We start from the raw sequence: 14,567 nt of genomic DNA, 5'->3' as shown, positions 1-14,567 counted from the left end.
CAGACGGCCTCTAGCCCCGATACTCCGCCATGAGCTCCGCGAAGGCGGACATGGAACCTGCGATGACCTCGGGCGCGACGCAGTAGCCGATGCGCACCCAGCCCTTCGCCCCGAAGCTGTCGGACGGCACGATGAGCAGCTCGTGCGCGCGGGCCCGCAGCGCGAAGGCTTCGGCGTCGTCCTCGAGCGCGCGCACCCATAGGTAGAAGGCGCCTTGGGGTTCGACGCATTCGTAGCCGAGGGCGGTCAGTCCCGCATAGAGGGCATTGCGATTCTTCCGGTACGCCTCGACGTCGCTCGGCTCGTCGGCGCAGCGCTCGATCACGCGCTGGAGCAGCGCCGGGGCGCAGACGAATCCGAGCGCGCGTCCGGCGCCTGCAATGGCGGCATAGACGTCGCGCGCGCAGGCGACGGCCGGCGGCACCAGGATGTAGCCGATGCGCTCGCCCGGCAAGCTGAGCGATTTGGAATACGAATAGCAGACCAGCGTGTTCTCATAGATGCTCGGCACCCAGGGGACTTCGAGCCCGTCGTAGACGATTTCGCGGTACGGCTCGTCGGCAAGCAGGTAGACGTCCCGTCCTGTGCGTTTCTGGGCCATGCGCAGTTCATCGGCCAGAGCCTCAAGGTCGCCTTTCGGGTAGACCGACCCGACCGGGTTGTTGGGCGAATTGACGATGACGCCCGCCGTGCGCCCGGTGATCGCGCCCGCGATGGCGGGCACGTCGAGCTGGAAGTCGTCCGCACGCGCCGGCACCTCGATGCAGGAGCATCCCGCGTGCTCGATCCATACGCGGTATTCGGGGAAGTACGGGGATATCACGATGAATTCGTCGCCCGGGTTCGCAAGCGCGGCGATGCAGATGCTGAGCGAAGCCGCGGCTCCGCAGGTGAGATACAGATCGTCGGGGCCGTAGGAGGTCGCATGGCGACGGTTGAGCACGCGGGCGATCGCATCGCGCGCAGCGGGCAGCCCCTGGGCGGGCGTGTACCCGTGCACGTCCTGAGGGGGCAGCTCCGCGATGTCGGCGATGGCTCTGCCCACGGCGGCCGGCGCGGGGATCGACGGGTTGCCCAAGCTGAAGTCGAATACCTTGTCGGATCCGATCTCGGCTTTGCGGGCAAGGCCGTAGGCGAAAAGCTCTCGAATGGCGCTCGGCTCGTTTCCGAGCGCATGCATCCGCTGGTTGTACATGGATCACCGCCTTATCGCGCGTTTCGCTGCGTATGAACGTCAAGTCTAATGCGTCGCGGCGCCGCCCCGCGGAAATTTCGGATGGATGGAGAAAAACCGCTTGCATTTCGCATACGCCGGATGCATCATGCTCGCCAATGAAATACCGAAACCTGTGACGCGGAAAGTAGATGTCCAAGCGCGCGAAGAGAATCCGGGGCGGTGGGATCCGGGTCGAGATGCTGTTCATCGAATGGGCCGCGGAGGGCGCACCGAAAGAGCGATCGAGTAGGCTGCGACGTGAAGGCATACGTCAGTTGCCGGGGATGTGACGGCATTCCGCAAAGGGCACGGCCCGGTCGGGTCGTGAATCAAGGTGGCACCGCGGGTCTTCGAGCCCGTCCTTGACGCATACGGCAGTCAAGGACGGGCTTTTTCGTTCCTTGACGAAGACGAGCCGTTTGGGTTTTCCAGACGGGGACAAGGAGGAACGACCATGATGGGTGCGATGACGAACGCGGCGATCGACGAACGGGGATTCTTCGGCGCATACGGCGGACAGTACGTCCCTGAGACGCTGATGGATGCGCTGCGCGAGCTTGAAGAAGCATACGGTCGGGCAAAAAACGACCCGACATTCCGTGCGGAGCTCTCGGCGCTGCTCGATGAGTACGCGGGGCGTCCCTCGCGTCTTTTCTATGCTCGGCGCATGACCGAGGATCTGGGCGGGGCGAAGGTCTATCTCAAGCGCGAGGATCTGAACCATACCGGTGCGCACAAAATCAACAACGCGCTCGGCCAGTGCCTGCTCGCCAAGCGCATGGGCAAGACGCGTGTCATCGCCGAGACCGGCGCCGGCCAGCATGGCGTGGCGACGGCGACCTGCGCCGCGCTGCTCGGTCTCGCATGCACCGTCTATATGGGCGTCAAGGACATGGATCGCCAGGCGCTCAACGTGTACCGCATGCGCCTGCTCGGTGCCGAGGTTTGCGGCGTGACAAGCGGTACGGGGACGCTGCAGGATGCGGTTTCCGAGGCCTTCGCCGCATGGGCTTCCTGCCTTGACGACACTCACTACGTCGTCGGCTCGTGCGTGGGGCCTCACCCGTTCCCTGAGATGGTAAGGGATTTCCAGGCCGTGATCTCCGCCGAGAGCAGGGAGCAGATCCTCTTGCGCGAAGGCCGCCTTCCCGATGCGGTCATCGCCTGCATCGGCGGTGGATCGAACGCGATCGGCTCGTTCTACCACTTCATCGAGGACGAGGGTGTGGAGCTTATCGGGTGCGAGGGGGCGGGCCACGGAGCGGATACGCCCGATACGGCAGCCACGCTCACGGCGGGCGCTCCTGCCGTCTATCATGGCATGAGAACCTATTTCTGCCAGGACGATCAGGGAGGCATCGCGCCGGTCTACTCGATATCGGCCGGACTCGACTATCCGGGCGTCGGCCCCGAGCATGCGGCGTTGCACGATGCGGGACGAGCGCGCTATGTGCCCGTCACCGACGACGAGGCGGTCGATGCGTTCGAGTATCTGTCGCGCACCGAGGGCATCATTCCGGCGATCGAAAGCTCGCATGCGATCGCCTACGCGCGCACGCTTGTGCCGACGATGAGGAAGGATCAGATCGTCATCGTGACGGTTTCCGGCCGCGGAGACAAGGACGTGGCGGCCATCGCCCGGTACCGGGGGGAGCGTATCCACGACTAGCGCGTCGCACGCGAGGCCTCCCATCCAAGGCGTTTCGAACGCCGATGTGCATGGATACCGCGCGCGTGCACCGCATGCGGCGGGACGCGCGCGGGGCGTGCATGGAGCATGCGCCGAACGGTGCGTGCGCACCGGGCATCGCGCAAGGTCCTTACGAAAGGCGCGTCTGAAGAAGGTGGCGAATCGCGTTTCGTGCCTGGCCGCGAAAGATGGCGCGCGGTCCCGCGTAGGCCATCGACTCTTGCTGCCAGGCGCGCTCTTCGGGCGTGTAGCAGTGGACGGCGCAGGTCTTGCATGAAGGCCGGGGCTCTCTCGTGCAGAGCGCACGTCGCGCCTCGCCATAGCGTAGGTGGGCCGCGCATGCGGGGCAGAGCCGAGGAATCCTGCGTGCAGGATAGAGCCCCATGTCCGTCGAAAGGCCTCGGTACGGCACGCGCATGCTTTCAGGATGATGGTCGGCGCAGTAGATTTCGGTCATGCCGCCGAGCGTGACCACGTCGCGTGCAACGTCGGGATCGGCGAAGCGCGCGCGGATGCGGCCTTCGAAGCGTTCGTAGAGGAGGTCGGCCGCGCCTGCCGAAGCCGCGGCTTTGTCACGCGTTTTCTTCATCGGTCAAGCATACCTGAGCTTCGGGTTCGTCCACGAGGTATCCATGGAGAATCCGATGTATCGGTCGCGTGTCTTTCACCTCGGAAAACCGTCGCCTTCGTGCGTGCGCGATATAATCCGAGCGATGAAAGGCTTCGAGCGTCGGCCGTGGGGGCCGGGGAAGGACGCATCATGGACGCGAAGGTCGCAAAGCTGATAAACGAGCAGATAAACGCAGAATTCTACAGCGCTTACCTGTACCTTTCGTTTGCCGATTATTACGAGGAGGCCGGTCTTAAGGGCTACGCCAACTACTACATGATCCAAGCGAAGGAAGAGCGCGACCATGCTCTTATCTTCCGCAACTACATGCACGACAACGGCGAGAAGATCACGCTGACCGCCATTGCCGAGCCCGAATGCGCCTTCGAAGATTATCTCGCGCCGCTTACCGCCGCGCTCACGCATGAGAAGTATGTCACCGCGCTCATCAACGGCATCTATGCCGCCGCCGAAGACGTCAAGGATTACCGTACGATCAACTTCCTCAAGTGGTTCGTCGACGAGCAGCTCGAAGAGGAGGCGAATGCCGACGACATGATCACCCGCATGAAGCTCTTCGGCGGCGATGCCAAGGCGCTCTACGATCTCGACCAGGAATACGCGTCGCGCACCTATGCGACGCCGGCGCCGCTGGTCGTCGCGTAACCGCACGGTCGGAGCCGCGGGCTCCGGATTCGTTTCGAAGAGGGGGGGGTGATGCCTGCGCTCAGGCGTCGCCCCCGCATGTTTCTGCACATGATTTTCGCACGAAGGAGGCGGAATGCCGCGTATCGCAGCCGACCGCACGCTGATTCTGTCCAACCTCGGCTTCGACGCGCGCGGGCCGTATCTGGAATTCAACGACGTATTCGGAAAGACCCAGCACCGCATGCCCATCCTCGGCCGCACGTTTTCGCTGCGCCGTCTGCCGCACCGGTACTGCACCGGGTCGTTCGACTTGATCTCGTATAGGTCCGCCGCCTGCGAGCTGTCCGCCGAGCTGCTGCTTAACCCCGATCAGAAGGACATGAACATGTGCCCGCATTGCCAGGAGCTCACCGGGTTCGACCCGGCGTTCTACAATGCAAGCACCATATCGCCGCAGCAGCGCGCCTATAACAAGACGCCGCATTTCGTGTATATGGCCTACTTCTCGCCCCAGCATCTGAAGGTCGGCATCTCGTCCGAGACGCGCGGCATCGACCGTTTGCTCGAGCAGGGCGCACGCGTCTGCGCGATTCTCAAGCGCTTCGAGAACGCCGACGATGCGCGCAGCCTGGAAGCCGACCTCTGCGCCCGTGCCGACACGTTCGAGTCGATGCGCCTGTCCGCCAAGGTGAAGCTTCTATCCGAGTATTTCAATCCGCATGAGGCCATCGAATCGCTCAAGCGGCGCTGTGCGCTTCTGGGCATCGAGCCTGAAGGCGGCTACCTTGACCTGACACCCTACTATTTCGGCGAGGGCGTGGCATGCCCGGCGCTCGTGCAGGTGCCCGACGGCGAACCCGACGACGTCATCGGCGGCCGCTGCATCGGTCTGGTCGGCGGCGCCATCGTCTTCGAGCAGAACGGCAGCGCGTTCGTCGCGCCGGTGAAGTCGTGGGAATCCTTCGAGACCGAGATCACCGTGGGGGAAATGCTCGTCGAATACGAGCCGCAGCAGATGGGGCTCTGGTAAGCGGCGCGTAAGCCGGCCGCATGCAGGGCTTCGGAGCGCGCACGGCGGTTGTGCGGGCCCGTGATTCGCAGTTCCTTGCCAAGCCGTCCTTCCGCCCCGGCGGACGGGATGGAAGCGCGGCGCACGGTATAATGGCGGTCCCTCTTCAAGAATCGGAGCGCGCCATGGCATTCGTCGAGTTCCACGACGTCACAAAGGTCTATCGGATGGGCGAGGTCGACGTGGCCGCGCTCGACGGCATGTCGTTTTCGATCGAGGCCGGCGAGCTTGCGGTCGTCGTCGGGCCGAGCGGATCGGGGAAGACGACGCTGCTCAACATGCTCGGCGGCATGGATTCTCCTACGTCGGGCGATATCCTGCTCGACGGGCGCCTCGTAAGCGCCTTCGACGAGAGCGCGCTCACCGCCTACCGCCGCTTCGACATAGGCTTCGTCTTCCAGTTCTACAACCTCGTGCAGAATCTGACGGCGCTCGAGAACGTCGAGCTCGCAAGCCAGATCTGCAAGGATCCGCTGCCGGCCGACGAGGCTCTTGCACTCGTGGGGCTTACCGCCCGCATGGACAATTTCCCGTCGCAGCTGTCCGGAGGCGAGCAGCAGCGCGTGGCCATCGCGCGCGCCCTGGCGAAGCGTCCGAAGCTTCTGCTCTGCGATGAGCCGACCGGCGCGCTCGACTACAAGACCGGCAAGGCGATCCTCGAGCTCCTGCAGAACGCATGCGAGCGTATGGGCTGCACGGTGGTCCTGGTCACGCACAATACCGCCTTTGCAGGCGTCGCGGATCGCGTCATTCACGTCAGGGGAGGGCATGCGGCCGCCGTCGAGACGAACGAGCATCCGCAGCCCGCCAGCACCATCGAATGGTAGCGGCAACGCCATGTCCCGCGCGTTTCTCACGGAATTCATTCGATCGATCTCGCATGGCGCGGGCAGGTTCGTCGCCATCGCCGTGATCGCCGCGCTCGGTGCGGGCTTCTATGCCGGGCTCCGCATGACCGCGCCTGACATGAAGCAGGCCGTGGATATCTATTTCGATGCGACGAACATGCACGATCTGCGCGTCGTGAGCTCGATCGGCTGGGACGACGAAGCCGTGGATCGGATCGCCGATATCGAGGGCGTGGAGGCGGTCATGCCCGTGCATGAGGCCGATGCGGTGATCGATGTGGACGAACGCCCCTACGTCGCACGTGTGACGGGCCTCGATGTCGATGCGGCCGAAGCGTCGGACACGACGGGCGGGGCCCGGGCGCTGTCGGACGATGCGTCCTATCTCGACCGTCCTATCCTCGTCGAGGGCTCATGGCCTGCGTCGCCGAACGAATGCGTGCTGGCGGAAAGCGCGACGCTCGATTCCGAGCCGCGCATCGGCGACACGATACGCGTGACCGGCGCCGCCAAGGACGTCGACGACGTGTTCTCGGAGACGGAATACACCGTGACCGGGTTCGTGCGCTCGCCAACCTATGTGTATACGGGCGCGTTCGGCTCGTCGTCGCTCGGGCGCGGCCTGGTCGATGAATACCTCTACGTTCCCGACGGAGCCTTCGTCGAAGGGCTTCCCTATGCCGACGTGCGCGTTTCCGTCGAAGGCGCGCGCGATCTCGACGCCTGTTCCGATACGTACGACCGGACGGTCGATGAGGTCGCGCACCGCATCGAAGAGGATGCGGGCGGCATCGCCGAGGCGCGCCTGGAGCGCTTTCGCGCGAAGGCGCAGGCCGATATCGATGCGGCGCGCGATACGCTCGAAGACGAGGAATACCGGTCCAAGAGTTTGGCGAACACCCTCGCCTTCATGCTGGAGAACCGCGATGAGGGAGCCGCCGGCCTCGAGGATCGGCGGGCGGAAGGCGAGCGGGAGCTTGCCGAGGCGCGCGAGGCGATCGATCGGTCCCAGGCGGATCTGGACGCGATGGCCGCGCCCGATGTCTACGTGCTCGACCGCTCGAAGAACACGGGTGCCGCAAGCTTCACATCCGATGCCGACCGCGTCGATCATATCGCGCAGGTCTTCCCTCTGATGTTCTTCCTGGTGGCTGCGCTGGTGTCTCTCACCACCATGACGCGCATGGTCGAAGACGAGCGCGGATACGTCGGCACGCTCAAGGCGCTCGGATACGCTCAGAGCGCGATAGCGTCGAAATACCTGGTCTATGCCGTGCTTGCGGCAGGCGTGGGCAGCGCCGTCGGCATCGCGGCGCTCGGACGCTTCCTCCCGTGGTTCATCATGAAGGCGTACGCGGTCGTCTACGACATGCCGGTCATGCCGACCCCGATCGATCCCGGCATCGCGCTTCTATCGGGCGTGCTCTGCGTCGGCATCACGCTTGCGGCCACGGGGCTCGTCGTCCGCTCGACGCTTGTCGAGACTCCGGCCGCGCTTATGCTGCCGCGCGCGCCTCGGGCCGGCAAGCGCATCCTGATCGAGCGCATCCCGCCTTTGTGGCGGCGGATGTCGTTTCTCTGGAAGGTGACGGCGCGCAATATCTTCAGGTACAAGCGACGCTTCCTCATGGCATGCGCGGGCATCGCGGGATGCACGGCGCTGCTGCTCACGGGCTTCGGCCTGCACGATTCGATCAACGACATCATCGCGAAGGAATTCGGCCCCATCTCGCACTACCAGACGACCATCACGGTGGACGAGGATATCTCGGACGAATCGTCGGAGCGGCTCGAGGCGCTGCTCGACGACGCCGACGTCTTCACGTCGCATACCGCTGCGCACACGGAAACCCTGATCGCGAAGACCTCAGACGGCGCCGACCATCGCGTCTCCCTCGTCGTTCCGCAGGACGTGGACGAATTCGAATTGGAATACCTGACGCTGCGCGAGCGCGTGGGCGCCCGTCCTCTGCCTTTGGGGGATGGCTCGGCCATACTCGGCGAGAAGCTCGCGTCCATCCTGGGCGTGCGCGCAGGGGATACGGTCCGGCTCTTCGAAGAGGACGAGACCGGCAACGCCGTGGGCGACGGCTTCGACGTCACGGTAGGCGGCGCATCCGAGGGATACGTGTGGCTGCCGGCGTACATGAGCCCTGCGTATTACCGGGAGGTATTCGGCAAGGATCCTGCGTTCACGACGATCTACGCGCAGGAGGCCGATGCGTCGGGCGAGGCGCTCAGGGAGGCAAGCGCAGCCATCCAAGCCATCGACGGCGTGAACACCGTCGGTTCGATCGACGACACGATCGAATACTACGAGACGGCGCTCCAATCGGTGAACGCCGTGGTCGTCGTGCTCATCGTGGCGGCGGCGCTCCTGGCGTTCGTCGTGATCTACAACCTGACGAATATCAACATCGAAGAGCGCATGCGCGAGGTGGCGACGCTCAAGGTGCTCGGGTTCACGCCGCACGAGGTCAACGCCTATATCTATCGCGAAACGCTCATCATCGCCGCGATCGGGTCGGCCGTAGGCCTTGCGCTGGGCATCTGGCTCGAAGGGTTCGTCGTCGCGACGGCCGAGGTGGATGCGGTCATGTTCGGGCGCGACATCCATGCTGCAAGCTTCGTGCTCGCCTTCGTGCTCACGATGGCGTTCGCCGGCATCGTGAGCGCCTTCATGAAACGCAAGCTCGATGGGATCGACATGGTCGAAAGCCTCAAGAGCGTCGAGTGACGTGGAGCGCGGCATCGTTTCGATCGCGTCCCGCTCCCGTATCCACCGCCGCCGTCGGACGCATGGCATGCGCATGCCGCATCGACGCCGGGCGTTCGTCCCTTTTGCGCGCCGAGCTGCGCCGGCGCGCGGGTTCTCCTTCTTCGCCGAGTCGTACCGGCATCCGAGGTCCTTACGTACGAAAACGGCCCGCGCGAGGCGGGCCGTTCGGGGTCGGCGATGCACCGGCTGGAGCCGGGCATGCGCACGCATGGATGCCGAGAGGCTAGTCTTCCTTCTTGATCCAGGAGAACATGCTGCGGATCTGGGCGCCGGTGGTCTCGATGGGGTGCGTATTGATCGCTTCGCGCTGCTCGAGCAGGCGCTTATGGCCGTTGTTGCAGTCGTCGACGAATTCCTGGGCGAAGGAGCCGTCCTGAATGCGCTTCAGGATCTCCTTCATGGCCTCGCGGGACTGCTCGTTGATGACCTTCGGGCCGGCGTAGTACTCGCCGTATTCGGCGGTGTTGGAGATCGAGTAGTTCATGAAGTGGATGCCGCTCTCGTACATGAGGTCGACGATCATCTTCATCTCGTGATAGCACTCGAAGTATGCCAGCTCGGGCGGATACCCTGCCTCGGTCAGGGTCTCGAAGCCGGCCTTGACCAGCTCCACCAGGCCTCCGCAGAGCACGGCCTGCTCGCCGAAGAGGTCTTCCTCGGTCTCCTCGGCGAAGGTCGCCTTGATGATGCCGGAACGGGCCCCGCCGACGCCCCAGCAGTAGGACAGGACGATATCCCAGGCGTTGCCGGTGGCATCCTGCTGGACGCAGGCCAGGTCGGGCACGCCGGAACCTTCGGTGAACTGACGGCGGACGATGTGCCCCGGGCCCTTGGGAGCGCACATGATGACGTTGACGTCCTCGGGCGGCACGATGTAGCCGTAGTGGATGTTGAAGCCATGGGCGAAGGCGAGCGTGTTGCCTGCCTTCAGGTGCGCGGCGATGTGCTCCTGGTAGACCTTCGGCTGGATCTCGTCGGGGACGAGGACCATGATGACGTCGGCTTCTTCGGCCGCGGTGTCCATGTCGGTGACCTTCAGGCCGGCCTCTTCGGCGGTCTTCCAGGAAGAGGATCCTTCGCGCAGGCCGACGCGCACGTCGACGCCGGAATCCATGAGGTTCAGCGCATGGGCATGGCCCTGGGAGCCGTAGCCGATGATGCCGACCTTGAGGCCCTGTATGACTTTGGGATCGACGTCCTGTTCGTACAAGATGGTGACAGCCATTTCTTTCTCCTTAGTCTTGACCGACACGTCCTATGCTCAAACCGCAGGCCGCGAACGGCGGCGGGAATCGCTTTCGTATGCAGGGCCTTTACCTGGCCGTAAGGTTCTCTCATGCTCCGGATGCCCGGCATCGCGCTTCAGCGCGCATCGACGTTCGTCGACGGCGCGGAGCGCGGGGCGGCCGGCACCGGGTTGATCAATCGTGGGTGCCGCGGTTGATGGCGATCTTGCCGGTGCGCGTCAGCTGCTTGATCCCGTAGGCGCGGAACAGGTCCTCCATCGCCGAGAGCTTGCTTTCGTCGCCCGTCGCCTCGACCGTCATCGACGCGCGTCCGACATCCAGGATGTTGGCGCGGAAGACGTTGGCGATCTCGATGATCTCGTGGCGCTTCTCCGGCGCGACCGATACCTTGAACAGCGCGAGCTCGCGTTGGATGGCATCGCCCTCGGTGAGATCGGCGATCTTATACACGCTGATGAGCTTGTGAAGCTGCTTGGTCAGCTGCTCGAACGCCACGGCATCGGCCTTGACGATGATGGTCATGCGCGACATCGTCGCGTCTTCGGTCGGGGCGACGGTCAGCGACTCGATGTTGAAGCCGCGGCGCGAGATGAGCCCGGTCACGCGCGAAAGCACGCTGGGCTTGTTCTCTACGAGAACCGAGAGGATGTGGTTCATTCCCGGCCTCCTTCCTCGTCTGCGCCGGCATCGTCGACGCGCACGCCTCCGCGCGTCATATCGATGACGCCGATCGGGCGAGCGAGGTTTCCGCCGGCAGGGACCATCGGGAAGACGTTCTGGTTTTCGGAGATGGCCACGTCCAGCAAAAACGGGCCGTCAGCGGCGAGCATCTCGTCGATGGCGCCGTCGATCTTCGATGGATCGGACACGCGCGCGGCCTGCCAGCCGTAGGCGTCCGCAAGCTTCACGAAATCGGGCACCGGATCGAGCACGGTCTCGCTGAAGCGGCCGTCGTAGAAGAGCTTCTGCCACTGGTGCACCATGCCGAGCGCGCGGTTGTCGAAGATCATGACCTTGACCGGCGCCTTCTGGATGGCCGCGGTGGCCATTTCCTGGCTGCACATCTGGAAGCTTCCGTCGCCCGTGACGAGCACGACCTTGCAATCGGGGGCCGCGATCTGCGCGCCGATGGCGGCGGGCAGGCCGAAGCCCATCGTGCCCAGGCCGCCTGAGGTGAGAAACGAACCGGGATGGCTGCGGTCGATGTGCTGCAGCGCCCACATCTGGTGCTGCCCCACGTCGGTGGCGACGACGGACGCATCCTGGTCGAGGCGGTCGGACAGGTGCTTCATCGCGATTTCCGGAACGATGGTGCCGGGCTGTTCCTGCGCCTCGATGCCCGCGCCGTACAGGGGCCAGCGATCGCGCCATGCGGCGCACGTCGCGGCCCAGGCGCTGCCGATGTCGCAGAGCTTCGCCTTCGCCGCCTGCTCGTTGATGCCGGCGAGCACGATCTGCGCATCGCCGACGATGGGGATCTGCGGGTCGCGGATCTTGCCGATCTCGGCCGGGTCCACGTCGATATGGATGACGGTCGCGTCGGGCGCGAAGGTGGCCAGGTTGCCGGTCACGCGGTCGGAGAAGCGCGCGCCCACGCAGATGAGCAGGTCGCATTCGCTCATGGCCTTGTTGGCGTACTTCGATCCGTGCATGCCGACGTTGCCGAGGTTCAGCGGGTCGTCGGCCTCTATGACGCCCTTTCCCATGAGCGTGGTGACCACGGGGATCTGCTGGGTATGGGCCAGCGTGAGCACTTCGGCCTCCGCAAGCGAGCGCACGGCGCCGCCGCCGACGTAGAGCAGCGGCCGTCGGGAACGCTTCAACGCGTTCACGGCCTGGCGGATCTGCTTGGCGTTGCCCTTGTAGGTCGGCCGGTAGCTGGGCAGGTTCACGCCGCCTGGGTAATGGAAGGCCATCTCGGAGCCGGAGATGTCGGCCGGCACGTCGATGAGGACGGGGCCGGGGCGTCCGGTAGAGGCGATGTAGAACGCCTCGCGCACGGTGGCGGTCAAGTCATCGGTGGATTGCAGCAGGAAGCTGTGCTTGACGACGGGCATCGTGATGCCCACGATGTCGGCTTCCTGGAATGCGTCGGTGCCGATGACGGCGCGCTGCACCTGGCCGGTGATCACGACCATGGGCACGCTGTCCATATAGGCGGTGGCGATGGCGGTGACGACGTTCGTGGCGCCCGGCCCGCTCGTCACGAGGCAGACGCCGGGTCGCCCGGTCACGCGCGCGTAGCCGTCGGCCATATGGGCCGCGCCCTGCTCGTGGCGCGCGAGGATGTGGCGGATGGGCGAATCGTAGAGCGCGTCGTAGATTTTGATGACGGTGCCGCCGGGATACCCGAAGATCACGTCGACGCCCTCGGCCTCGAGGGAAGCGACGATGGCGCGCGCGCCGGTCATCTTCTTCCCCTCGTACGGGGTCGCGGTCCCGGGTCCGAGCGGCGCGCCGGCGACGGCGGCGCGTTTGAGCTCGAGCTCTTCGGTCAGATTCATCATGCGAGGTATGCTCCCTTGTCTGCGCTGGTCACAAGCTTTGCATAGCGGGAAAGGACTCCCGTCGTGTATTTCGGCGCCGGCGCCTGCCACGCGGCGCGCCGGCGATCGAGCTCTTCGTCGGAGATGCGCGCATCGAGCGTGCCCGCCTCGATGTCGATGTCGATGATGTCTCCTTCATGGATGAGGGCGATGGGGCCGCCCGCGGCGGCTTCGGGGCTTACGTGCCCGATGGCCGGGCCTTTGGTGGCGCCGGAGAAGCGCCCGTCGGTGATGAGCGCGACCGACGTGTCCAGCCCCATGCCGCAGATGGCGCTCGTCGGGGTGAGCATCTCGCGCATGCCGGGGCCGCCCGAGGGGCCTTCGTAGCGGATGACGACGACGTCGCCGGGGTTGATCGCGCCGCCGAAGATGGCCTCGCAGGCCGCATCCTCGCTATCGAAGACGCGCGCCGGTCCGGAATGCCTGCGCATGCCTTCGTCGACGGCCGACTTCTTCACGACGCCGCAGTCGGGCGCGATGTTCCCGCGCATGACTTTCAGGCCGCCGGTCTGCATGTAGGCGTTCTCTTTGGTGCGTACGACCTCGCCGTCGACAGGCGGGCATTGGGCCAGCCATTCGGCCATCGTGCCGTGGCACGTGAGCGCCGTCTCGTCGAGGAGTCCCGCGCGGCCGAGCTCGCCCAGGATGGCGGAGATGCCGCCCGCGGCGTCGAGGTCTTCGATATGCAGCGGCCCGGCGGGCGCGATGCGCGTGAGGTTCGGGGTCACGTCCGAGACGCGGTCCCAGTCGTCCATCGTGATGGGGCAGTCGGCTGCATGCGCGATGGCGGTCAGGTGGAGCATCGTGTTGGTGGAACCGCCGAAGGCCATGTCGAGCACCATGCCGTTATGAATGGATGCGGGCGTGATCAGGTCGCGCGGGCGGATGTCCCTCTCGAGCATCTCCATGACCTTCATGCCGGCCCGCTTGGCCATGCGGATGCGCTCGGAATAGACCGCGGGAACGGTGCCGTTGCCGGGAAGCGCGATGCCCAGGGCCTCGGAGAGGCATTGGATTGAATTAGCGGTGAACATGCCCGAGCAGCTGCCGCAGGTGGGGCAGGCGGTGTTCTCGAGGTAATTCATCTCCTCCTCGGTCATGGTGCCGGCGGTGACCTGGCCTGCGGCATCGAACAAAGTATTCAGGTCGGTCTGGCATCCGTGCCTGTCGTGGCCGGCGAGCATCGGGCCGCCCGAGATCATGACGGTGGGGATGTTGATGCGGCAGGCCGCGATGAGCATGCCGGGAACTACCTTGTCGCAGGACGGGATGATGACCATGCCGTCGAAGGCGTGCCCGTTCACGACGCACTCAACGCTGTCGGCGATGACCTCGCGGCTCGTGAGGGAGTACTTCATGCCTTCGTGGTTCATCGCGATGCCGTCGCATACGCCGATCGTGGTGGCCTGCAGCGGCGTGCCGCCTGCCATACGGATGCCCGCCTTCACGGCTTCGGCGATGGTGTTGAGATGCAGGTGGCCGGGGATGATTTCGTTCTGAGACGAGATGACGGCGATGAGCGGACGCTCCAGCTCTTCGTCGGTGAGTCCGTCGGCCTTGAGAAGGCTGCGGTGGGGCGCGCGCGCCACGCCCTTCTTTATCGCGTCGCTTCGAAGCTGCATTCCAGTGTCTCGCTTTCCCTCTTTTTGACGAACCTCAAAAGAATGCGAGCAGGAGCATAAGCCTCTCTGGACGCCGATAACGGTGGCTGCCGGCCCGCCATAGTGACCCGTCGCGGCCGAGGAGGATCGCTCCTGGCGCGACGCGCGTTCAAGCGCGCTGCTCGAGGGAGTTTCGGAGCCGTCCAACGCAGGCTTGCTCACCGCCTGCTTTCAGGAGAAGGATTCGTTCCTATTGCCCTGTCGTCGCATGTATTCGAGTTGTTCGGATTATAGGCGCGTGCGCGGCGGGCGA

The 14,567-nt window shown here is 64.9% G+C and carries 11 protein-coding genes; 5 read left to right on the top strand and 6 right to left on the bottom strand.

What is annotated here, in order from left to right; genetic code table 11:
• Positions 1-10: 10 nt before the first annotated feature.
• Positions 11-1,195 carry a pyridoxal phosphate-dependent aminotransferase gene (locus HMPREF0762_RS04195; RefSeq protein ID WP_006362219.1) on the bottom strand — a complete coding sequence of 395 codons (1,185 nt, stop codon included), beginning with the start codon at positions 1,193-1,195 and terminating at the stop codon, positions 11-13.
• A 475-nt stretch (positions 1,196-1,670) separates the two neighbouring features.
• Between HMPREF0762_RS04195 and trpB the strand changes: the two genes are divergently transcribed.
• Positions 1,671-2,885, top strand: coding sequence for a tryptophan synthase subunit beta (gene trpB, locus HMPREF0762_RS04190; RefSeq protein ID WP_006362217.1), 1,215 nt, complete (start codon positions 1,671-1,673; stop codon positions 2,883-2,885).
• Positions 2,886-3,036: 151 nt separating this feature from the next.
• Here trpB and HMPREF0762_RS04185 read toward each other — a convergent pair whose 3' ends face one another.
• Positions 3,037-3,495, bottom strand: coding sequence for a nitrous oxide-stimulated promoter family protein (locus tag HMPREF0762_RS04185; RefSeq protein WP_006362216.1), 459 nt, complete (start codon positions 3,493-3,495; stop codon positions 3,037-3,039).
• Between the two features lie 171 nt (positions 3,496-3,666).
• Here HMPREF0762_RS04185 and HMPREF0762_RS04180 point away from each other — a divergent pair, with 171 nt between their 5' ends.
• The 4 genes from HMPREF0762_RS04180 to HMPREF0762_RS04165 all read left to right on the top strand — a co-directional run bounded on the left by HMPREF0762_RS04180 (position 3,667) and on the right by HMPREF0762_RS04165 (position 8,818).
• Positions 3,667-4,182, top strand: coding sequence for a ferritin (locus HMPREF0762_RS04180; RefSeq protein WP_006362215.1), 516 nt, complete (start codon positions 3,667-3,669; stop codon positions 4,180-4,182).
• Positions 4,183-4,297: 115 nt separating this feature from the next.
• Entirely contained in the window at positions 4,298-5,194 is an 897-nt protein-coding gene (locus tag HMPREF0762_RS04175; protein WP_006362214.1) for a DUF2797 domain-containing protein, read from the top strand.
• Positions 5,195-5,358: 164 nt separating this feature from the next.
• Positions 5,359-6,060, top strand: a complete 702-nt coding sequence (locus tag HMPREF0762_RS04170; protein ID WP_040619254.1) for an ABC transporter ATP-binding protein — start codon at positions 5,359-5,361, stop codon at positions 6,058-6,060.
• Positions 6,061-6,070: 10 nt separating this feature from the next.
• A complete protein-coding gene (locus HMPREF0762_RS04165; RefSeq protein WP_006362212.1) occupies positions 6,071-8,818 on the top strand; it encodes an ABC transporter permease in 2,748 nt (915 codons plus the stop codon).
• A 265-nt stretch (positions 8,819-9,083) separates the two neighbouring features.
• Here HMPREF0762_RS04165 and ilvC read toward each other — a convergent pair whose 3' ends face one another.
• The 4 genes from ilvC to ilvD all read right to left on the bottom strand — a co-directional run bounded on the left by ilvC (position 9,084) and on the right by ilvD (position 14,275).
• A complete protein-coding gene (gene ilvC, locus HMPREF0762_RS04155; RefSeq protein ID WP_040619008.1) occupies positions 9,084-10,085 on the bottom strand; it encodes a ketol-acid reductoisomerase in 1,002 nt (333 codons plus the stop codon).
• A 196-nt stretch (positions 10,086-10,281) separates the two neighbouring features.
• Entirely contained in the window at positions 10,282-10,764 is a 483-nt protein-coding gene (ilvN, locus tag HMPREF0762_RS04150; protein WP_006362209.1) for an acetolactate synthase small subunit, read from the bottom strand.
• Positions 10,761-12,614 carry a biosynthetic-type acetolactate synthase large subunit gene (ilvB, locus tag HMPREF0762_RS04145; RefSeq protein WP_006362208.1) on the bottom strand — a complete coding sequence of 618 codons (1,854 nt, stop codon included), beginning with the start codon at positions 12,612-12,614 and terminating at the stop codon, positions 10,761-10,763. Before ilvB ends, ilvN begins: the two co-directional genes overlap by 4 nt.
• Positions 12,611-14,275 (bottom strand): dihydroxy-acid dehydratase, encoded by a 1,665-nt coding sequence (ilvD, locus tag HMPREF0762_RS04140; RefSeq protein WP_006362207.1) that lies wholly within the window; start codon positions 14,273-14,275, stop codon positions 12,611-12,613. The genes ilvB and ilvD overlap by 4 nt, the downstream gene beginning before the upstream one ends.
• Positions 14,276-14,567 lie beyond the last annotated feature (292 nt).

Origin of the sequence: Slackia exigua ATCC 700122, assembly GCF_000162875.1 — a bacterium.
GTDB classification, from domain to species: Bacteria; Actinomycetota; Coriobacteriia; order Coriobacteriales; family Eggerthellaceae; genus Slackia; species Slackia exigua.
This window is presented reverse-complemented; position numbering and strand designations above follow the sequence as displayed.

Coding starts and splice junctions, on each gene's coding strand:
- HMPREF0762_RS04175 (WP_006362214.1), top strand. CDS start 4,298: ATGCCGCGTATCGCAGCCGACCGCACGCTGATTCTGTCCAACCTCGGC.
- ilvB (WP_006362208.1), bottom strand. CDS start 12,614: ATGATGAATCTGACCGAAGAGCTCGAGCTCAAACGCGCCGCCGTCGCC.
- HMPREF0762_RS04185 (WP_006362216.1), bottom strand. CDS start 3,495: ATGAAGAAAACGCGTGACAAAGCCGCGGCTTCGGCAGGCGCGGCCGAC.
- HMPREF0762_RS04195 (WP_006362219.1), bottom strand. CDS start 1,195: ATGTACAACCAGCGGATGCATGCGCTCGGAAACGAGCCGAGCGCCATT.
- ilvC (WP_040619008.1), bottom strand. CDS start 10,085: ATGGCTGTCACCATCTTGTACGAACAGGACGTCGATCCCAAAGTCATA.
- ilvD (WP_006362207.1), bottom strand. CDS start 14,275: ATGCAGCTTCGAAGCGACGCGATAAAGAAGGGCGTGGCGCGCGCGCCC.
- HMPREF0762_RS04180 (WP_006362215.1), top strand. CDS start 3,667: ATGGACGCGAAGGTCGCAAAGCTGATAAACGAGCAGATAAACGCAGAA.
- HMPREF0762_RS04170 (WP_040619254.1), top strand. CDS start 5,359: ATGGCATTCGTCGAGTTCCACGACGTCACAAAGGTCTATCGGATGGGC.
- trpB (WP_006362217.1), top strand. CDS start 1,671: ATGATGGGTGCGATGACGAACGCGGCGATCGACGAACGGGGATTCTTC.
- ilvN (WP_006362209.1), bottom strand. CDS start 10,764: ATGAACCACATCCTCTCGGTTCTCGTAGAGAACAAGCCCAGCGTGCTT.
- HMPREF0762_RS04165 (WP_006362212.1), top strand. CDS start 6,071: ATGTCCCGCGCGTTTCTCACGGAATTCATTCGATCGATCTCGCATGGC.